This window comes from Chloroflexota bacterium, assembly GCA_020850535.1.
Lineage (GTDB): Bacteria > Chloroflexota > UBA6077 > UBA6077 > JACCZL01 > JADZEM01.
In genome coordinates this window covers 17,199-36,802 of record JADZEM010000124.1, presented here as the reverse complement: position 1 = coordinate 36,802, position 19,604 = coordinate 17,199, and the positions used below count along the sequence as shown (strand labels likewise).

19 protein-coding genes are annotated in these 19,604 nt (G+C 70.2%); 6 read left to right on the top strand and 13 right to left on the bottom strand.

What is annotated here, in order from left to right; all coding sequences use genetic code 11:
- Positions 1-79 precede the first annotated feature (79 nt).
- The 3 genes from IT306_18410 to IT306_18400 form a co-directional block, all read right to left on the bottom strand.
- On the bottom strand, positions 80-466 hold the full coding sequence (locus IT306_18410) for a hypothetical protein (protein ID MCC7370405.1): 387 nt from the start codon (positions 464-466) through the stop codon (positions 80-82).
- A complete protein-coding gene (locus IT306_18405) occupies positions 463-741 on the bottom strand; it encodes a DUF433 domain-containing protein (GenBank protein MCC7370404.1) in 279 nt (92 codons plus the stop codon). Before IT306_18405 ends, IT306_18410 begins: the two co-directional genes overlap by 4 nt.
- A gap of 90 nt (positions 742-831) precedes the next feature.
- On the bottom strand, positions 832-1,089 hold the full coding sequence (locus IT306_18400) for a hypothetical protein (GenBank protein ID MCC7370403.1): 258 nt from the start codon (positions 1,087-1,089) through the stop codon (positions 832-834).
- 34 nt (positions 1,090-1,123) lie between these two features.
- On the opposite strand from IT306_18400, the gene IT306_18395 reads away from it, so the two are divergent.
- The 3 genes from IT306_18395 to IT306_18385 all read left to right on the top strand — a co-directional run bounded on the left by IT306_18395 (position 1,124) and on the right by IT306_18385 (position 4,261).
- Positions 1,124-2,062 (top strand): zinc-binding dehydrogenase, encoded by a 939-nt coding sequence (locus IT306_18395; GenBank protein MCC7370402.1) that lies wholly within the window; start codon positions 1,124-1,126, stop codon positions 2,060-2,062.
- A gap of 336 nt (positions 2,063-2,398) precedes the next feature.
- Positions 2,399-3,487, top strand: a complete 1,089-nt coding sequence (gene msrP / locus IT306_18390; GenBank protein ID MCC7370401.1) for a protein-methionine-sulfoxide reductase catalytic subunit MsrP — start codon at positions 2,399-2,401, stop codon at positions 3,485-3,487.
- A 105-nt stretch (positions 3,488-3,592) separates the two neighbouring features.
- Complete coding sequence (locus IT306_18385) at positions 3,593-4,261, top strand: sulfoxide reductase heme-binding subunit YedZ (GenBank protein ID MCC7370400.1); 669 nt, start codon at positions 3,593-3,595, stop codon at positions 4,259-4,261.
- A gap of 280 nt (positions 4,262-4,541) precedes the next feature.
- Here the strand turns inward: IT306_18385 and IT306_18380 are convergent, their stop codons facing one another.
- From IT306_18380 to IT306_18370, 3 genes are all read right to left on the bottom strand, one after another.
- Positions 4,542-5,618 carry an LLM class flavin-dependent oxidoreductase gene (locus IT306_18380; protein MCC7370399.1) on the bottom strand — a complete coding sequence of 359 codons (1,077 nt, stop codon included), beginning with the start codon at positions 5,616-5,618 and terminating at the stop codon, positions 4,542-4,544.
- Positions 5,619-5,808: 190 nt separating this feature from the next.
- Positions 5,809-6,600: an aspartate/glutamate racemase family protein gene (locus tag IT306_18375; protein ID MCC7370398.1), complete on the bottom strand. Its 792-nt coding sequence runs from the start codon at positions 6,598-6,600 to the stop codon at positions 5,809-5,811.
- A 6-nt stretch (positions 6,601-6,606) separates the two neighbouring features.
- The gene (locus tag IT306_18370) at positions 6,607-7,275 is read right to left on the bottom strand and encodes an HAD family hydrolase (GenBank protein MCC7370397.1); all 669 of its coding nucleotides are present in this window, start codon (positions 7,273-7,275) and stop codon (positions 6,607-6,609) included.
- Positions 7,276-7,557: 282 nt separating this feature from the next.
- Between IT306_18370 and IT306_18365 the strand changes: the two genes are divergently transcribed.
- Both IT306_18365 and IT306_18360 read left to right on the top strand, forming a co-directional pair.
- Positions 7,558-8,595, top strand: a complete 1,038-nt coding sequence (locus IT306_18365) for a winged helix-turn-helix domain-containing protein (protein MCC7370396.1) — start codon at positions 7,558-7,560, stop codon at positions 8,593-8,595.
- A 233-nt stretch (positions 8,596-8,828) separates the two neighbouring features.
- Complete coding sequence (locus IT306_18360; GenBank protein ID MCC7370395.1) at positions 8,829-10,787, top strand: hypothetical protein; 1,959 nt, start codon at positions 8,829-8,831, stop codon at positions 10,785-10,787.
- 89 nt (positions 10,788-10,876) lie between these two features.
- On the opposite strand, the gene IT306_18355 is transcribed toward IT306_18360, so the two are convergent.
- The 7 genes from IT306_18355 to IT306_18325 all read right to left on the bottom strand — a co-directional run bounded on the left by IT306_18355 (position 10,877) and on the right by IT306_18325 (position 18,684).
- Complete coding sequence (locus IT306_18355) at positions 10,877-12,061, bottom strand: NarK/NasA family nitrate transporter (GenBank protein ID MCC7370394.1); 1,185 nt, start codon at positions 12,059-12,061, stop codon at positions 10,877-10,879.
- Positions 12,062-12,203: 142 nt separating this feature from the next.
- Entirely contained in the window at positions 12,204-12,527 is a 324-nt protein-coding gene (locus IT306_18350; GenBank protein MCC7370393.1) for a hypothetical protein, read from the bottom strand.
- The gene (locus IT306_18345; GenBank protein MCC7370392.1) at positions 12,524-13,069 is read right to left on the bottom strand and encodes a Rieske (2Fe-2S) protein; all 546 of its coding nucleotides are present in this window, start codon (positions 13,067-13,069) and stop codon (positions 12,524-12,526) included. Before IT306_18345 ends, IT306_18350 begins: the two co-directional genes overlap by 4 nt.
- Positions 13,066-13,689, bottom strand: a complete 624-nt coding sequence (locus IT306_18340) for a 4Fe-4S binding protein (protein ID MCC7370391.1) — start codon at positions 13,687-13,689, stop codon at positions 13,066-13,068. Before IT306_18340 ends, IT306_18345 begins: the two co-directional genes overlap by 4 nt.
- Positions 13,690-13,714: 25 nt before the next feature.
- Positions 13,715-16,024 carry a molybdopterin oxidoreductase family protein gene (locus IT306_18335; protein MCC7370390.1) on the bottom strand — a complete coding sequence of 770 codons (2,310 nt, stop codon included), beginning with the start codon at positions 16,022-16,024 and terminating at the stop codon, positions 13,715-13,717.
- 244 nt (positions 16,025-16,268) lie between these two features.
- The gene (locus IT306_18330) at positions 16,269-17,321 is read right to left on the bottom strand and encodes an MFS transporter (GenBank protein ID MCC7370389.1); all 1,053 of its coding nucleotides are present in this window, start codon (positions 17,319-17,321) and stop codon (positions 16,269-16,271) included.
- 166 nt (positions 17,322-17,487) lie between these two features.
- Entirely contained in the window at positions 17,488-18,684 is a 1,197-nt protein-coding gene (locus tag IT306_18325; protein ID MCC7370388.1) for an iron-containing alcohol dehydrogenase, read from the bottom strand.
- A 311-nt stretch (positions 18,685-18,995) separates the two neighbouring features.
- Between IT306_18325 and IT306_18320 the strand changes: the two genes are divergently transcribed.
- On the top strand, positions 18,996-19,517 hold the full coding sequence (locus IT306_18320; GenBank protein MCC7370387.1) for a hypothetical protein: 522 nt from the start codon (positions 18,996-18,998) through the stop codon (positions 19,515-19,517).
- Positions 19,518-19,604: the final 87 nt, after the last annotated feature.

Genomic DNA, 19,604 nt, shown 5'->3' with positions numbered 1-19,604 from the left:
GCCGAAGACCACCCCGAGGTGAAGCGCGTCGAGGACGGCGGCATCGTGCAGTACCGTCTGGATCGCTGACGACCTGCGCCTATGACGGCCAGGAGAGCGTTTGCTCGTCGGCGTTCCGCCGCCAGATGAGTATGCCAGTATGGCTTGCCCGGACGACCGCGCCGAACCGTTTTGCCTGGGTATTCAGCATCGGGTGCTTGAGTATTCGACGGACCGTTGCGGCCGCGTCGTAGTCCTCGACATCAAGATAGACCAGACAATAGGCCTGATGGCAGAGGCGCGGGTCCGCGAAGTCCCGATCCAGAGTGAAGAACGTTGCCCGGCCGAGCGATCGCAGCAGCGGGATGATCTGCTCATCCTTGATGCCCTTGCTCGCGACCTCGAATCCGATCTGACGGATTCGGATACGCCACGCCAGCAGGAGTGCACGTTGTGACGCCGGTACGTTCTCGTCGAGAATGTTCATCCAGCGCGACGTTCGAGCGTCAGCGTATCCAGCCGCGACTCATCAACGCTGGCGCGCAGGGCGGATCCTGCAAGCAGCACGGCTTCGGCGATCGCGGCCTTCGATATACTCCCGCGCCATTCCCGTACGATCTCGTCCCAGTCCATGCCCCGCGCGATCTGACGGATGACCACTTCCACGAGGATACGCGTCCCCCGGAATGTGAGCTGCCCGTGGCAGACCTCCGGGTCGGCCACGATGTACTGCCCGAATGCCCTGACCTCGCCGTCTGCCATAGCTCCCTCCTGATGCCGCCCGCCCTCATTCATTGTCGCGCGGGGGCCGGAAGCTGGGCAACGCCCCGCGCCTCGGGACAGCCTCAGTCGTCATCCGGTGGGCGTGTGAAGGCCGCACGCCTCCGCGAACAGGTCGATGGTGCTCTGGACCGTCTCGCCCTCGGCCACCAGCGGGAACGCCACGATCTCGTCGGCGCCGGCCGCGATCAGTGCATCCATCCGGACGCGCACATCGACCGGGCTGCCGCCGAGCGCAATCGGTCGCACGAACTCGTCGGGGATGGCGTCGGCGGTCTTCGGTGGCCTACCCTCTCCGCGCGGTGGCCGGGCCTTTTGACGTTCGCTCACCGCTGCCATCCAGCAGGGGAGCGACGAGGCAACCATGCGGCAGTTGATGTGGCTGGGCGGCGCCACCCAGCAGATCCAGGACGTGCCCACACCAGAGCCAGGACCGGGGCAGGTGCGCGTGCGCGTCCATGCGTGCGGCGTCTGTATGACCGAAGTCCACTACGCTGAAGGCCTGTTCCCGACGCCCGAGCCGGCCCCGTTCGTCTGGGGGCACGAGTGGGGCGGCACGGTCGAGGCCGTCGGGCCGGGCGTGACCGATCTGCCAGTTGGCACGGTCGTGGCGGTCTCAAGCCGGGGCGGGTTCGCGGAACAGGTGGTGGTCGCGGCCGAGCAGGTGGTCGTGCTGCCGCCGGGCGTGCTGCTGGACACCGTCATCTTCATCGAGCCGCTGGCCTGCTGCTACGCCTCGGTGCGGGCGGCGGCCCCGCGGCCCGGCATGACCGCCCTGGTGACCGGGGCCGGCCCGATGGGCCAGATGACGGCCCAGCTCACCCGGCTCGGTGGCGCCCGCGTGCTGGTCTCCGATCCTGATGAGCGCTGCCGGGCGCTGGCCCTGGAGCTGGGCGCAGCAGCGGTGGTTGACCCGCTGCGGGAGTCGGTCGCGGACGCGGTGAAGGCGTTCGCCGGGCCGGACGGCGTGGACATCGCGCTGGAGACGGCCGGGCGCGGTGAGCCGCTGGTGGATTGCCTCTGGGCGCTCAAGCCGGGTGGCACGGCCATCATGGTGGGCGTCAACTCGGACACGGCCACCATGCCGTTTCCGCTCTGGCGCTTCCACCGCTGGCAACTGAAGCTCGAAGGGGTGTACGGCTCGGGGGGCGTCGCCACGTTTCGGGAGGCGGCACAACTGTTGCCGCGGCTCCAGCTCACGCGCATGATCTCGCACCGCTTCGGGCTGGGGGAGATCGACACGGCGTACGACCTGGCGCGGTCCGGCCAGCGCGGGAAGATCCTGATCGACCCCTGGTGCTAGGACTGGGGCGTGGGTCGTGGGTCGTGGGTCGTGGGGCACAGGTTGTGAGGGGTTGATGGGGAGCATTCCCACCCGACTTCTTACGTTTCGATGACGGCCGCGCGGGCTGTGGTAGGCTTCGAGTACGTGACGCTGTCGGGGGTGTGGCGGCGCGGTTCGCCGCGCGCAGGCTGCCCTCGGCCCTGACGGCGGCGCGAAACGAGGACGAGCCCTGGCGGCCTCTTCCTACCTCCCCGTGCGCGGTGTGGAGACGCACGCGGGATCGGGGGTCGCGGGGATGGTGAGGCCCCCTGGTAGGGTGGGGTGGGGCGCTCGCCGTTGCCCGGAAGACAAGCCATGCAGAGCCAGCGAGACCTGCCACCAGAGCCGCCCAGCAGCGAGATCACGCCAGAATCGGCCTTCATGGGCCGCCGAGACTTCCTGAAGAACGGGTTGCTCACGGCCGGGACGGCTGCCCTGGTCGGAAGCAGCCTGCTCTGGCTGGCCGGCATGAAGCCGCCGCCAGACGCGCCAGAGCCGCCGCCCGTGGCCCAGGGGACGGGGACCGGGGCGGCTCCCGCGGCCGGGCAGCAGCCCGCGGCCGGGGGCCAGCCTGCGACTGGTGGGCCGCCTTCCGCTGTCGCGGCCGGCCCACCGACTGCCCCCAGCACGCGCGGCCCCTACGATACGGACGAGGCGTTGACCTCGTACCAGTCCGTCACGACCTACAACAACTTCTATGAGTTTGGCCTGGACAAGGGCGATCCGGCCCAGAACGCCCACACCCTCGTGACCCGTCCCTGGACGATCGCCGTCGAGGGCGAGGTGGCGAAGCCCCAGACCATCGACATCGACACCCTGCTCGGCTGGTTCACGCCGGAGGACCGGGTCTACCGGATGCGCTGCGTCGAGGCGTGGTCGATGGTGATCCCCTGGCTCGGGTTCCCGCTGGCCGACCTGATCAAGCGGCTGGAGCCGACGAGCAACGCGAAGTATGTCGAGTTCCTGACGTTGAACGATCCGAAGCAGATGCCGGGCGTGCGGCGGCCGGTCCTCAAATGGCCGTACGTCGAGGGCCTCCGCATGGACGAGGCGATGCACCCGCTGACCCTGATGACGGTCGGGGTCTACGGCCGGCAGCTGCCGAACCAGATGGGCGCGCCGCTGCGGCTCGTCGTGCCGTGGAAGTACGGCTTCAAGAACGCCAAGTCCATCGTCACGATCCGCTTCACGCAGGAGCAGCCGAAGACCTCCTGGGCGCTGGCGGCCTCGAACGAGTACGGCTTCTACGCGAACGTGAACCCGGAGGTCGATCATCCGCGCTGGAGCCAGGCCAGCGAGCGGCGCATCGGCGAGGTCGGCCGGCGCAAGACGCTCCCGTTCAATGGGTACGCCGAATCGGTGGCCGAGCTGTACGCCGGCATGGACCCGCGCAAGCTGTACTGATGCAGGCTCCGGAAGCCTGAGACGTGCTGGAGGCGCTGCTCTGCTGGGCAGGGTGGCAGCAAGCTGTACTGATGCAGGCTCCGGAAGCCTGAGACGGGGCGACAGATGGCGACGACACCACCCTTGCTGGCGGCTGGCGCGCGGCCACGCGCGGCGCGGCCGGCCCCCCGGCGCGGCACACCGATGCCCTGGCTGCGGCCGGGCCTGATCCTCGGGGCGCTGGTCCCGCTGGCGGCGATGATCGTCGGGACGGTGCGCGGGACGCTCGGCGCGAACCCGATTGCCGAGGTCATCAACGAGCTCGGGCTGATCGCGCTGGTGTTCCTGATCGCGGGGCTGGCCTGCTCACCGCTGCGGTGGGCGTTCGGCTGGACCTGGCCGATCCGCCTTCGGCGCGATCTCGGCCTGCTGGCGTTCTTCTACGCGCTGCTGCACTTCCTGGTCTACGTGGTGCTGGATCAGGGCGTCGACCTGGGGATCATCGTCGAGGACGTGGTGCAGCGGCCGTTCATCACGGTCGGGTTCCTGGCGCTGCTGCTGATGGTGCCGCTGGCCTGGACATCCACCTCCGGGTGGGTGCGGCGGCTCGGGTACCAGACCTGGACGCGCCTGCACCAGCTGGTCTACGTGGCGGGCATCCTGGCGGTGATCCACTTCCTGTGGCGCGTCAAGATCGACATCAGCCAGCCGATGCTCTACGCCACGATCCTCGGGGCGCTGCTGCTGGCGCGGGTGGCGTTCTGGCTGCGGGGCCGGCAGATGAGGAAGGCGTAGGAAGGCCCTCCACACCCTACCACGGGGCCCCTTTGTCCCCACGGCCCCCAGGCCGGTCCCCACGGCCCCCCAGGCCGGTCGGGCTACCGGGCCTGCTCGTGTGCACGGGCGTGCACAGTGCCAGGCAGAGACAGGCCGTCGCTCTGTGCAAAGCGTGCAAGCGGCAAGGTCATCCTTTGCTACGCTCAGGATGACCTGATACCTGTAGGGAGCATGCCAACTCAGCAACATGCCACGGTCTGGAACTGTCCGCGCCGAGGGGGAGGGTCTCCCGCGCTTCTTAGCCCCGGTTCGGCTTCCACCCGAGCGCCGGCGCAACCTGCGTTGCCAGCAGCTCCATCGACTTCAGAATCTGCTTCTGGGTCGGGTCGCCGGGCTGCACCTGGCAGATCAGCTCCGTGGACATCGCGAACAGCTTGTCGTCGCGGATGCTCTCGATGACCTCTTCCGGGTGTCCGTAGTGGATGTGAATCCGCTTGAACGCCTGCTCCAGTGTCAGGCCCGTCGGGAACTGGCCTCGGCCGCTCAGCACCTCGATCCAGTGCTCGACGCCCGAGCGCAAGTGCTCCATAGCCGTGGCCCGGTCCGCCGCGACGTAGACCGTCCGCGACATGCCCACCCTCGGCGCGATGCCCAGCGGCTCCAGCTCCTGCTGGTACAGTTCGGCGATGGGCGCCTGCACCACGTCCGCCGGATCGCCGGAGTGGGCCGAGGTCCGAGCCAGCAGCAGGCCGCTGCCGTTCTTGCCGATGCGCCCGCCGCCGTCCACGCTGAACGTCGCTTCCCAGATCCGATCCACCAGACTCGGGGCGGTCGGGTACATCACCGCCGTGGTGCCGTTGACCGGCTGGCCCGTCAGCGCCGTCTTGATCAGCCGCAGGCCATCGGCGTAGGCTTCGCGGCGCGCGTTCACGTCCTTGCCGAAGGCGTTGAAGGAGAGCGGATCGCCGCCGGTGCCCACGCCAAGCTGGAGCCGGCCGCCGCTGATGACGTCCACGAACGCCGCGTCCTCGGCGACGCGCAGCGGATCCTCCAGCGGCAGCGTCACGACGGCCGTCCCGAGGTTGATGCGCTTCGTACGCTGCGCGGCGGCGGCCAGGAACGGGAACACCGAGGGCAGGCGGCCAGCGCCGTTCAGGAAGTGGTGCTGCGCGATCCAGCCGGTGTCGTAGCCGAGTTCCTCCGCCAGATCGAACATCTCCAGGCCGAACTTGTAGGAGTCAGCCGGGTCCGCGCCCACTTCGAGCCGGGTCAGGAATCCGAGCTTCAAGCCGGCCCGCTGGGCGGTGCGCTCGGCCACCTGGGTCTCGGCAGTGGGGCTGAGTCGATCGGTGTCAGGGTGCGTTACGACGACCATAGGAGCGGTCACCTCCGCGGCGTGAAGGGGAACGGCCTCCGGTCAACGCAACGCCGAGCTGACCGCGAGATTGTCCAGTCAATCGCCTGAATTACTCAGGGATCATACTGGAAACGAGCAACCCCGCGCGGCACAGGGTAGCAGAAGCGCCAGACGCCGTCGGGGCAGGCCGCACATGCTTCCCGTCGGGTCAGCCCTCGTACACGCGCCGGACCGCTGCTGGCAGCTCGCCGGCCACTTCGCGCGGCTGCACCGGCGCGTAGGTGCCGCGTGCGCTGGTCCCCAGCCCGAGCCGTGCCAGCGTGCAGGCCAGCCCGACGCCCGCCGCCACGCTCTCGACAATCGGCACGTCCAGGGCCGCGCGCAGGCGGGTCTCCAGATCGGCCATGCCCGCGCACCCGAGCACAATCGCCTCGGCCCCGTCCTCGCAGACCGCCCGCTCGGCCTCCGTCGTCAGCCGCTCCACCACCTCGGCGTGCGGCAGCCGCTCCAGCTCCAGCACGGCCAGCCCGCTCGACCGCACGGACGCGCAGCGCGACTCGTACCCGTACAGCCGCACGGCGTCTTCGAGGATTGGACGCCAGCGCGGCGAGGTCGTGACGATGCTGAATCGGCGTCCCAGGAAGGTCGCCAGCGCCATCCCGGCCTCGGCGATCCCGACCACGGGCTTGCGGGTCACCTCGCGGGCGGCGTCGATGCCGATGTGCGCGCTGAAGCAGGCCAGCACGAACGCATCGGCCTCGTGCTGGCGGCGCAGCACCGGCTCGAGGGTTGCGAGGGCGCTGACGGCCTCGTCAAAGTGCCCTTCGATGCTGCGCGGCCCCGACTCGGCGCGGACCGTCTCGACCAGCACGCCCGGCGGCGCGGCTCCGCAGGCGGCGCGGTGGATCGCCGCCGTCATCTCGTCGCTGGTGTTCGGGTTGACGACCAGCACGCGATGCGGCGCACCCTCCTCGGGTGCTGGGGCTGCGTCGAGGGGCATCGACGGTCAGTCCACCGGCCGCACGCCGACCTCGTCCAGGTGGCGCAGCAGGTCGAACGGATCTTCGTAGACGCGGTACGCCCCGGCCGATTGCAGCTCATCCTGGCCGTACCCGCCGGAGAGCAGCCCGACGCCGAGCGCCCGCGCCCTCCTCGCCGCCAGCAAGTCCCAGACGCTGTCTCCCACCACGATGGAGTCGCCGATGTCCACGCCCAGCCGCTCGGCGGCGGCCAGGAACAGGTCCGGGTCCGGCTTGGCGTGGGCCACCTGATCCCGCGTGACGACCGGCACCCGTGGATCGACGCCCAGCACGTCGAGCGCCGGCTGCGCGCTCTCGATCCGGCCGCTCGTGGCGATGGTCCACGGGACGCCGCGCTCGGTCAGGTACTGGAGCAGCTCACGCGCGCCGGGCAGCGGCCGGAGGTTCGGCACCTGCCGGGCGTAGGCCTCGGCGTGCAGCTGCTGGATGCGGGCCACCTGCTCGGCGGTGATCGCCGTGCCGGTCTCGCGCAGGAGGGCGTTGACCAGCAAGCCGCCGCTCATCCCGATCCTGCGATGAATTCGCCACACCGACAGCTCGATGCCGGCCCCTTCGAGCGCGGACCGCCACGCCAGGACGTGCGAGTAGACCGAATCAACCAGGGTGCCATCGAGATCGAACAGGAAGGCGGGCATGGTGGCCATCGGCACACTCCTGGTCGGAGTATACCGGCTGGCCGGGCCGTCCCTCGCGCAAGTGCGCGGCGCGCTGGCGGGAAACCCGGGGCCATACGGGCTGCTGGTGGGCAGATCGCGGACGGACGTGCGCCGGACTGCCGCGGGGAAGTGAACGGATTCTGGGCATTGTATGCACTTCACCAGTACGAGACAGGGAAGGGATAGGTCAGGCGGCGTGCCGGTCGAGCGCGCCAGCGGGCCGCACACCCCAGCTGACGGGGACAACTGAGGTGAGGCTGGATGATTGCGTTCGACACGCCCCACATGGGGGCGCGGGTGGAAGAAGCCTGGGAACGGCTGCTGGAGCTGGAAAACCAGGTGCAGGAGCTGCGGCGGCTGCTGGCCGAGCAGGGCGTCAGCGCGCCACGTGAGGACGCCGCCCGGGCCGGCGACGCCCCCCTGACCGTCGCGCGGCGGGCCTCGTCGCGGCCGGCGACGCCGGGGGCGCAGCCGGCCGCACAGCAGGCAACCCGTTGGCGCGTCACCAGCCTGGGCATGTTCCGGATCACCTGCTCAGACCGCGAGCCGCCGTCCTGCTCGAGTCGGCGCGGCTGGGGCGTCCTCCAGTACCTGCTGACCCGCCCGGGCTACGCCGCCACCCGCGATGCGCTGATCGACGCCTTCTGGCCCGACGCCGCCCCGGGCGCCGGCGCGCACAGCCTCCAGATGGCCGTTCACGCCCTGCGGCGGGCGCTGCGCGGCTATGGCCCGGACGGCTCGAACGACGTGGTGCTCTACCGCGACGGGCAGTACCTCATCAATCCCGCCCTCAGCATCGACGTCGATGTCGAGCAGTTCCGGGCGGCCTGCAGGCGTGGGCGCGAGCTGATGACGGCCGGCCAGTACGACGCCGCCTGTCAGGCGCTCGAAGCGGCGCTGCGCCTCTACGGCGGCCCATTCCTGGGCGACGCCGGCTACGACGCCTGGGCCGAGCCAGAACGGCAGGTGCTCGAAGAGCTGCGGCTCGCGGCGCTCGGGCTGCTGAGCGACGCCTACGCCGCCCGCTCGGAGTGGGACCAGGCGGCGGCGCGCTGCCGCGAGATCCTGGCCGTCGATCCGTACCGCGAGGACGCCGTCCGTAAGCTGCTGCGCTACCTGGCGGCTGGCGGTCGGCTGGCCGAGGTGGAACGGACCTACCGGGCCTGTCGCGAGCAGATCTGGCAGGATCTCCAGGTCGATCCAGCCCCTGAGACGATCCACCTGTACCGGCAGCTCACGCGGCCGGCCGCCCGAAGCACCCTGCTGACCTCGAAGCGGGCATTGTCGGCGCGGACGTAGACTCGACGCGGACGTCGCCTCGCAACGCTCGCGTGGCCCGCACTGGGAGGGCGCTGACAAGCAATCACAGCAACTTGGGGTCTCGCCGAAGCGGCCGGCCCGTTGCGCCCGATGCGTGGCACAGCCCTGCTGGCCTGCGGCGCTCGGTGCAAGATGTCTATGATATCGTCTTTTCAGCGGGAGCCTGACCGAGCCGGGCGCCACCGGCCGGTTCGGTGCTGGGGGTGCACAGCATGGCAGTACGACGGCTGACGATGGCGCTCTTTCTGACGTTGGCGGTGCTCTTCGACCTCTCGTCTGGCGCGGCGCTCGCGAGGGGCGACGATCCCGCCGGGCAGGTGGCGACCGCCAGGCGCGCGGCCCAGGCGCCGCTCGCTGCTGCCACCTGGGTTTCGAGCGGCCTGAACGGCACGTCTCCGCAGGGACTCGCCGTCGACCCTCGGACGCCGACCACGATGTACGCGGCGACCGTCTCCGGCGTCTTCAAGTCCACCGATGGCGGGCGCACCTGGCGCGGCGGGCAGGGCACGACGCTTGCCTGGGTGTTCACGGTCGAGATCGACCCAAACAACTCGTCGATCCTCTATGCCGGCACGGCGAACGACGGCATCTTCAAGAGCACCGACGGCGGGGCGACCTGGCACGCCAGCAACACGGGCCTCATCGCCCCGGACATCTACGCCATCACCGTTGCCCCGAGCAACTCGAACGTGGTCTACGCCGGCATCAACAGTTCTGGCAACCCCGGCCTGTACAAGAGCACCAACGCCGGCGCGAGCTGGACCGCCATCGGTACGAACTACATCGGCGCGTCGAGGGTCGTCGGCCTGCTGGTCGATCCGACCGATGCGAACAAGATCGTTGTCGGGCAGGACGGCTCGTTCATGTACCGAAGCACCGATGGCGGCGCCACGTTCCAGATGATCGGCAGCGGACTGCCCACCGACTGCTGCGGCGGCGGAGGCGCGACCTCGCCGCCGGCCATCTTTTCCCTCGTGATGCACCCGACCGCGCCGAGCACGCTGTTCACCGGCGGCTACCGGGGCATCCACTGGTCCGTCAACAATGGCACGAACTGGACACGGAGAAGCACGGGCCTCGGAGACGAATGGGTGAACGCCCTCGTGTTCAACCCGCTGTACCCCTCGATCATGTACGCCTCGACGACGACCATGGGCGACCCTGTCTACGTCACGACCAACGGCGGCCAGGACTGGGAGCCACTGGTTGACACGCCCGGCGGCAACTGGATCACCCTGCTCGGGAGCGCCCTCGGCACGCCGCCCGTGCTCTTCGCGGCGAGCGGCGGCGATCTGCTCCGGCTCGACCTCGAATCGGGGCCGACCCCCATCGACGGCGTCGTGCAGCAGATCGGCGCCACCGGGACGTACCTGCCAGCCGATCCGCGCGCGCCGGCCGGCGTCTACCGGATCCTCTTCACGTTCCGGAACGCGAGTCAGCGGACGTTTGCCGACCTGCAGGCGCGCATCACCGCGCTGACCGTCGGCCACATCCTGGCCAACCGCGATGGCGCGCCGACCAGCACGCCGGCCGGGGTGGGGGCGATCCTCTCCATACAAGGCGGGACGCTCGGGTCAGACGGGATGCTGTCGCCGAATGAGACGTTCTCCCAGGTCGTCGACGTAGGGTTGCAGCGTCGAGAGGCGTTCCAGATCAAGTTCACGGGCATCGGCGTGCCGGTCCAGATCGGCGCCCAGGCGGCCTCGGAGCGGTCGTCCCGCCAGTCGAGCACAGCCATCCTGGAGGCGAGCGCCGAGTTCACCCCGACGCTCGACGAGCAGCCCTCGCCGCTGCCAACGCCCACCGTCCCGACGCCCGGCCCGCAGCCGCCGAAGCCCGCCGCGTGCTCTCCCCGCCCGAAGATCGAGGTGCGGACCGCGCAGGACGGCGCCGGCCAGCTCATCGCGACGGTCACCACCGAGGCTACCTCCGCCCGGCCAGACAACGCCCTCAAAGCCGTTCGCGTCACCGGGCTGAGCAACGCGACGGTTCAGGTCGTCGGCGGGGCGGCCATCACGGGCGGCAGCGCCTACACGCCGCCGCCCGGGCAGCGCGAGGCCCGGCTGCTGGTCACGCGGGAGCAGCCCGGGCCGATGACGGCGCACCTGGAGATCGAGGACAGTTGTGGCACGCACACCACCTTCGTGGGGGCCGGCGCGGGCGTACGCTGACGGGTCATCAGGCCGGGCTGCCCACACCCCCTGACCCAGTCGGAGGGTGTGGGCCCTTCCCGCTGGCTCGGCGCTCAGCCGCGCGATCGCTACCGGCTCGGCATCAGCGCCGACGCGCGCCGCTGCATCACCAGCAGGTTGACCACCAGGCACCCGAGCGCAATCTCTGAGAGCAGCATGAAGCCGATGGAGTAGGCCCCCGTTGCATCTCGGACGAGGCCCATCAGGATCGGCGGGAAGAAGCCGCCCAGCCCCCCCGCCGCGCCCACCAGGCCCGTCACCGCGCCCGTCTCCTGGGGAAACGTCTCGGCCACCAGCTTGAAGACCGCGCCGTTCCCCAGCCCGAGCGCCGCCGCCATCCCCAGGAACGCCACGGTCAGCACGGGGATATTTGGCTGGAACGCCAGCACAATCGGCAACAGCGCCACCATCAGGAACGTCAGGTTCAGGACCGGCGCGCCCCCCCAGCGGTCGGCCAGCATCCCGCCGACCGGCCGCAGGAGCGTCGCCAGCACGACGAAGCCGGCCGCCCGGCTCGCAGCGTCGGCCCGCTCCAGCCCGAAGGCGTCCACCAGGAAGGTCGGCAGGTACACCGAGATGGCGACGAACCCACCGAAGGTCAGGAAGTAGAAGAGGCTCAGCACCCAGGCGGTCGGGCGCTTGAGCGGCGAGAGCCGCGCCGCCAGCGAGGCCGTCGGTCGCGGTCCGGGCGCGTCCCGCCCGAACAGGAAGACCAGCACCCCCATGACCAGCACGACCGGCACGAACACCCAGAAGGCGAACGGCCAGCCCCAGGCCGTCGCCACGGGCGGCGCGCTCAGCGCGGCGATGGCCGTCCCGATGTTCCCCATGCCGTAGATGCCAAGCGCCAGCCCCTGCCGCGCCGGCGGGAACCAGCGCACCACGAACGGCACCCCGATGGCGAAGACCGCCCCGGCCACGCCCAGGATGAACGCCACCGCCAGCAGCGACGAGAAGCCGCCGGTCAGGCCGGCCAGCACCAGCGGCACGGTCAGGAAGAACAGGAAGACGGTAAAGACGAGCCGGCCGCCGTAGCGGTCCGTCACGATGCCGAGCGGGATGCGCGCCACCGACCCCAGCACGACCGGGACCGCCACCAGGATGCCGGCCTCGGTGGCGGTCAGTCCCCACTGCTGCCGAAACAGCGGCGCGAGCGGCGCGAGCAGCCCCCACACGGCAAACCCGACGGTCATCGACAGCGTCGCCAGCGCCAGGGCGATCCAGGCAGTCCGCCCGGCCGGCGCAGGCGTCATGGACACCGGCCGGCCGCCGCTTGCGCGCGGCTGGCCCGCACCACGCCTGCCCGCACCCTGCGTGTTCGATGCGTGGCTGGGCGCGCTCGTGGGAGCGCCGCCTCCGGTGCGCCTTCTTGCCACCGTTCCCCTCCAGACCGGGTCAGCGGGCCAGCCGTGGCCGCCGCCCCAGCACCTTCAGCACGAGGATGCCGCCGAGGAAGATCAGCCCCGAGACGACGGCCAGCAGCCAGACCTGCCGGCCCTGCCCGCCCAGGTACAACTCCAGCGCCACCGTCAGCAGCCAGAGTTGAATGGTCATCAGCAGGAGGCCGAGCATCAGCGCCGCCATCACCACGGCAATCTGCCCGGGCGGTGGCGAGTGGCCTTCCGCGCCGTCCACTGGCGAGCGGTAGACCGAGGGCGCTCCCCATGTGGGGACCCCGTCCGCCCCCGGGCCATTCAGCGGGCCGCGCTCGGGCGTCATGGCATCTCCTCCAGGGCGACGAGCATGTCGCCGTCGCGGCGCAGCGCGATCTGCGGCAGCCGCCGCTGTGGCGGCCCGGCCACGGCCTCGCCGGTCTCCATGTCGAAGACGCCCTCGTGGCACGGGCAGTAGAGCCGCCGCTGCTCGGGCTGAAAGTAGACGGCGCACGACAGGTGCGTACACTTCTGGCTGAACGCCACGAAGCGGTCGCCCGGCAGATGCAGCAGCACGGCCTGGTCGTCTGGCTCGGGGTAGTTGAAGTAGTGGGCCGCCCCCTCGGGCACGTCTGTCGCCCGCACGATGGGCTTCGGCGAGCCGCGCCGCCGATTGTCGATCCAGCCCAGCACGGCCAGCAGCGCCGTGCCGGCAAACAGTGACCCTGACGCCAACACCGCGAACCGCAACATCTCGCGCCGCGAGACGAGGTCGTCGGCGTCCCAGTGGTAGGGGAAGGCCGCCCGCCAGCGGCCGGGGCGCACGGTGGCCGGGATCGGCAGCCCCTGGGCCGCCATCCGGGCGATGTTGCTCGCACGCTCGCTCATAAGACCCAGGCCTCCTGGCGCGACCGCTCGGGCTGGCCGGCCTCGGCGCGGGCCTCGCGGAGCAGCCCGGCCAGGTCCAGGGCCGGCGTCTCAGCCGCCACGACCTGGTAGACCCTCGTCCTGACCGTCTGCGTCCCGAAGTCCGTGAGGTTGATCGCCCGTCCCTGCCGCTGGTTGGCGAACTCCTCGTAGTCGCCGTACCAGAGCGCCTGCGTCGGGCAGGCCTGGGCGCACCACGGCTTCAAGTCCTGAGCGGTACGGTCGTAGCAGAGGTTGCACTTCTTCATCAGCCGCGCTTCCACATCAAACTTGGGCACGCCAAACGGGCAGGCGAACACGCAGTTCCGGCAGCCGATGCACCGCGACGGCTCGGCCTGCTGCACCACGCCCTCCGGCGTGATCTGAATCGCCAGGACCGGGCAGACCTGGGCGCACGGCGCGACCGGGTCCACGCAGTGCATGCAGACCGTGGGTTGAGTCGCAACGCTCCAGCCACGGTCCACGAAATCGACCATGACCATGCTCTCGCCCTTGTGGGAGTCGCACTCCCGGCAGGCGGCTTCGCAGGCCCGGCAGCCGATGCAGCGCGACGGATCGACAAACAGCGTCTTGATCGCCACCAGCGCACGCTCCTCCCAGAACCGTCTAGAAACGCTTCGCTTCCTGGCTGGCCGGCGTCTTGGTCTCGCCGACGGCGTACGGGAACATCTTCGGATCGGTCTGCGGCGTGTAGTTGACGCGCGCAGCCCGATCCCCCTCCCCGAGGTCGAGCGGCCGGCCGTCCAGCCGCTCGACGGCGGCGGCGCAGGCCTTGTACTCGGGGATCTTGCAGGCGGGGTCCACGGCCGGGTTGGTCAACTGGTTGGCGGCCCCCAGGTGGCCGTAGTGGAACGGGATGAAGAGGGTGTCCGGGCGGATCGTCGGGACGACGACGGCCTTCAGGTCCATCGCGCCGCGCGGCGTCCGCACCCGCACGATCTCGTGGTCCCGGATGCCCAGCCGCTCGGCCATCATCGGGTGGATCTCGACCCACGGCTCGGGCGCCTGGGCGTTGAGGAAGCCGAGCCGCCGCGTCTGGGTGCCGCTCAGGTAGTGGTAGACCACCCGGCCGGTCGTCAGGCGGAACGGGTACGCCTCGCTCGGCTCCTCGGCCGGCGGCTCGTAGCGGAGCGGGGACATCCGCGCCCGGCCGTCCGGGTGCCCGAACCGCTCCTCGAAGAGGCGCGGCGTGCCGGGGTGATCCTCGGTCGGGCAGGGCCAGAAGACGCCGTCCTGGGCATCGATCTTCTCCCAGGTGACGCCGTAGTAGTCCGAGACGCCGCCCTTCGAGGCCAGCCGCAGCTCGTCGAAGATCTGGCGGGTGCCTGCGTACTGGAAGAACTGCCCGCGACCCATCCGCCGCGCCAGCTCCGAAAGGATCTGCCAGTCACGGCGGGCCTCGCCGGGCGGCTCGGCGGCCCGGTTGATCTTGACGATGCGCCCTTCGAGATTGGTCGTCGTCCCCTCGTCCTCGCACCAGACCGTGCCGGGCAGCACCACGTCCGCCCGCTCAGCCGTCTCCGAGAGGAAGAAGTCGATCACCACCAGCGGATCGAGCGCGTCGAGCGCCCGCGCCACCGTCTGGTTGTCCGGCAGCGAGACCATCAAGTTGGAGCAGAGGATCAAGCAGCTCTTGATGGTCCCGTCGGCCATCAGCTTGACCATCTCGGTAGCGGCGGCGCCCTCCTGTGGCAGCTCCGGCTCCGGGATGCCCCAGACGTCCGCGATGTACTGTCGCTCCTCCAGCACGTCGATGTGCCGGTAGCCGGGCAGCTGGTTCGCCTTCTGCCCGACTTCCCGCCCGCCCTGGCCGTTGCCCTGGCCGGTGATCATCATCGTGCCGCCGCCGGGCTTGCCGACCTGCCCCCGTGCCAGGGCCAGGTTGATGCAGGCGAGGCAGTTGTTGATGCCGTGGGTGCTGTGCTCGATGCCGCGCGCATGCATGATCAGCGAGGTCGGGGCGCGGCCGTAGAGGCGGGCCGCCGCCACGATCCGCTCGGCCGGGACGCCGGTGATGCGCTCGGCCAGCTCGGGGGTGTACTCCTCGACGGCCGCGCGGACGTCCGCCCAGCCGGTCGTGCGGGCGGCCAGATACGCCTCGTCCACCAGCCCGTCGCGGATCACCTGCCGCAACATCACGTTGAGCAGGGCCACGTCCGTGCCCGGGCGGACCGGCAGCCAGAGATCGGCGGTGCGGGCGATGGGCGTCTCGCGCGGGTCGGCCACGATCAGGCTGGCGCCACGGTCGCGGGCCTGCCAGATCCACTGCATCACGATGGGGAAGCACTCGGCCACGTTGGAGCCGGCCACGAAGATGCAGTCCGCCAGCGGGATGTCGGTCATCGGCAGCGGCGAGCGGTCGATCCCGAACGCCCTGGCGTAGGCCGTGGCCGCCGAGGACATGCAGAGCCGCCCGTTGTAGTCGATGTGGCGGGTGCCCAGCCCGACCCGCGCAAACTTGCCGGTCAGGTAGCACTTCTCGTTGGTCATCGAGGAGCCGCTGTAGACGGCAACGGCGTCCCGGCCGTGCTCGGCCTGGATCGCCTGCCAGCGCCCGACGATGTAGTCCAGAGCCTCGTCCCAGGTGGCCCGTTCGAGCCGGCCGCCCTTCCCGCCCCGCCGGATCAGCGGATGGGTGAGGCGGTCCGGGTGACTCGCCTGCTGGTACGCCACGATTCCCTTCGGGCACAGCGAGCCGCGATTGTGGGGATAGTCACGCGGCTCGACGCCGATGACCTGCCCGTCGGCCACGCGCAGGTGCATCGCGCACTGGACGCCGCAAAACGAGCAGTGGGTGGGGACCAGCCGCTCGGGAACGCGGTCGGCGCCGGCCCACTCTGAGGGCGCGCGGCCGACCTGCTGGAAATCCTCGTTGACGTCACGCCGCTCGACAAAGGTGCCGCGATTGACGCTCATCGTGCCTCTGGTTTCCTGGTGAACTTGCCAGACCCTCACCCCGGCCCCGGAAGGGCCCTCACCCCCCGGCTCCGGAAGGGCCCTCACCCCCCGGCCCCCTCTCCCTGTGCGCGGGAGAGGGGGAGCAACGACGGCCTCGTGCGTCTCCCCCTCTCCCGCGCACAGGGAGAGGGGGTCGGGGGGTGAGGGCCCTTCCGGGGCCGGGGGGTGAGGGCCCTTCCGGTGTTCCGAAGGTGGCCTGAGATTAGACGAAACGATTGCCCATCAGCCGGTAGTACGCCTGCCCGCGCAGCACGCGCTTGCAGGTCGGGCAGTAATCCTGCATCGCGCCCTGCCCGTCGCCAAGCTCGTAGCGCTGCCCGAGATCGGCGAGCGTCGCCTTGAGATCGGCAACGAACTGCTCGGAGGGCAGCTCGCCGCCGCAGCGGGCGCAGGCGCCGGTCGAGCGCTCCGGGCCGTAGTGGGCAACATCCTGGTTGACGACCTGATACAGGGTGACGCCAATCGAGGCCGGTCGCTGCACGATGTGGAAGAACTTGCCGAACGGCAGCGAGAGCAGCCACGCGACCACCACCACCTGATGGGTGAGCGAGATAAACCAGTAGTAGCGGCCCTCCCACCACAGCGAGGATGCCGTCAGCATCAGCCCCGTCAGCGCGATGGCGAACAGCAGCACCAGCGGCAGCAGATCGAACCCGAACCGCTGGGTGACCAGCAGCCCGGCGTCTGTGATCCGCCGCCACATCGCGACGACCAGCCCGGCGATCAGCAGCACCGATGTGAAGTCGAGGGCGTGGTAGAGCACCCAGCCAAACGTCTCCTCGATGGGAAACGTCATCATCGGCAGCCCGAAGAACCATAGCTGATAGACGCCGGGATCGATGTAGGTGAAGCGCAGCCAGCCGAAGGTCAGCGGGAAGGTGATGGCGCAGGAGAGCACGACACCCCAGAAGATCGCCATGTGCGCGAACCAGCGCGACGTGCTGCGCTTGAGGATGAACGTCTGCGCGAAGATGTCCGTCCACCACGCGCGCGGGATCAGCGTGGTGTAGCGCAAGAAGTTGCGCCAGGACAGAAAATTGACCCAGCCGGCGCGGAAGTAGCGCCAGGTGGGCGGACGGGAGATCCAGCGGGTGTAGCGGTGGGTGATGGCCGCGGCGGCGAAGACCGTGCCCACGGCGTACCCGACGAGGGCCGAGTCGAAGTCCTTGAGGCCCCGCGAGCCGAGATAGATGAGCAGCACCAGCACCAGGCCGGCCGCTACCCCCAGTGTGGCAGCCGGCAGCTCACGTCGCACGCACGTCGTCTCCCCTCCACCGGGATCCTGGAGTGCATGTCCGGCATTGGACGCGAACGACCGGTACAAGAATCGTGCCAGGGGCGGGGACGCTCACCGCGGGAGACCTCGCCCTCCAGCCCGCTGCGCGGCGCAGCGGGCTGGAGGGCGAGGTTGCTTCGGGCCACTAGTACGCCGCGCGTAGCACCGCCGTCACCTCTTCGAGCGTCCGGAACGCGCGCGGCCCGCCAATCGAGCGCGGCGCGTGCTGCGCGAACACCCGCTCGGCGCAGGTCTGCACCATCTCCTCGGTCATGTTGTGCGAGCTGAGCGGCTCCTCGATCTCGCACTGGCCGCGGAGGCGTCGGACGGCGGCCAGCGCCCGCTCGGCCCCCTCGGTCGGTGAGAGTCCGGCCACGTTCTCCCCGAGCGCCTGCGCCACGCGGGTCAGCTTCTCTGGGCAGCCGGGCGCCACCCACTCCAGCACGTGCGGCAGCATCAGCCCGATCAGCCGGCCGTGCGGCAGGTGGGTCAGGTCGCCCAGCACCTCGGCGTAGGTGTGGACGTGGATCAGCCCGGCGTAGGGGAAGGCCGTGCCGACCATCGTCGCGGCGCAGAGCATTCCTGCCCGCGCCTCGATGTTCGCCCCGTTGGCGAACGCCTTCGGGAGGTTCTGGCCGATCATCTCGATGGCCGTCAGCAGCAGCGTGTCGGCGTACGGGTTGACCGAGCGCGTCAAGTATCCCTCGATGCCCTGCGAGAGCGCGTCGAAACCGGTATCTGCCGTCACGCGCGGGGGCATCGAGGTGGTCAGGAGCGGATCGCACAGGGCGACCGTCGGGCGGACGTGCGGCCCGCCGGCCCAGAGCTTGATACCGGACTCTGGATCGAAGACGCCGCAGCCGGAGGTGGCCTCCGCGCCGGTGCCGGCCGTGGTCGGCACGGTGATGACGTCCGGCCCCTTCTGCGAGGCGACCTTCGCCGGCGACCAGTCCGCTCCGGTCCGCCGCTGGGTGTACTCCTGGAACGTGCCGCCGTTGCCGATCAGCAGTGAGACGGCTTTGGCGCTGTCCATCGAGCTGCCGCCGCCGACCGCGACGATGATGTCGCAGGTGCGCTCGCGGTACATCGCCTCGGCGGCCTCGACCGATGCGAGGGTCGGCTCGGTGACGACGCCGTTGAACAGCTCGACGCGGACGCCGGCCTCGCGCAACGAGGCTTCGATAGTCTCGGTCAGCCCGAGGCGGTGCAGCATGCCGTCCGTCATGACCAGGGCTGCCGTGCCGCCCAGCCCTTTGGCGATGGAGCCGGCCTCCTTCGCCTTGCCCTGCCCGAACACCACGCGCGACATCGGACCGAAGCTGAAATCGTTGAGCCAGCTCACGTGACCTCCTGTCGTCCCGTCAGCGGGACGCTCCACAACGCTGTGGCAGACTGGCGGCGCACGCGCTGGGTGCGGGTGCGCCTGACGTGAGAGTGAGTGGGCCGCGGGCCGCCTGGGCGGTCGCGCCCGCGCCGTCGCCGGCGCACGGACAGGGTAGCGCACGGCAGGCAGATCGTGCGGCCCGGCGGTCGCCAGCAACAGGGCCACAGCCCGCGAGAAGGGCGGTGCTTCTGACAGCGGGGATTGTCTTCTTGTCGGAAGCGTCCGCCGTGAATGCGCGTCGGCCTGCGTTCACGCATGACGGGTTGATTGTGGACTCACGAGATGGGCTGGCGGTCTGCGTGCAGGTTGACGGCGTCCCACGTGAGGCGGTCAATGCACCGGACATAGCGGTACGACAGGCGCTGAACAGCGTCTCCGGGCACCCGGCCTGGGACCGTGGTGGATACGGTCAGCGCGAGCCCATCGTCGATGTCGGATGCCCCGGCCGGCCAGTCATGACCGCCCCGAGCGTCTGGCGCGACGGCAGCTCGTTCGTCGGCGTGCCACGTCCCCGAGTCTCGGTGCCGAGTCCCTACCGTGTGTGGGTCAACGTCCTCTCGGACCAACGCATCGCCGAGGTCTTCGTCGGGTATCCGGTCCGCCTACGGACCCAGGCTGAAGAGATCTACTGCAACCCACCTGTGGGATCCACGCCGTCGTGCGAGGCGACAGCGCTCGGCGCCTATCTGACGGCCGGGGAGTTCAACGATCCGTCCCTGCTGAAAGAGGCGCTGACGTTTGCGCTGAACCTGGGCGGGCTGGGCCTCCCGCTGGGCGCCCAATTGCGCTGACGCCGTCCCCGACCACAAGTCCTTGACGACAGACACGAAGCCTCGACGTCAGACGTCAGAGGACTGGCTTGCGATGATGCGTCGGCG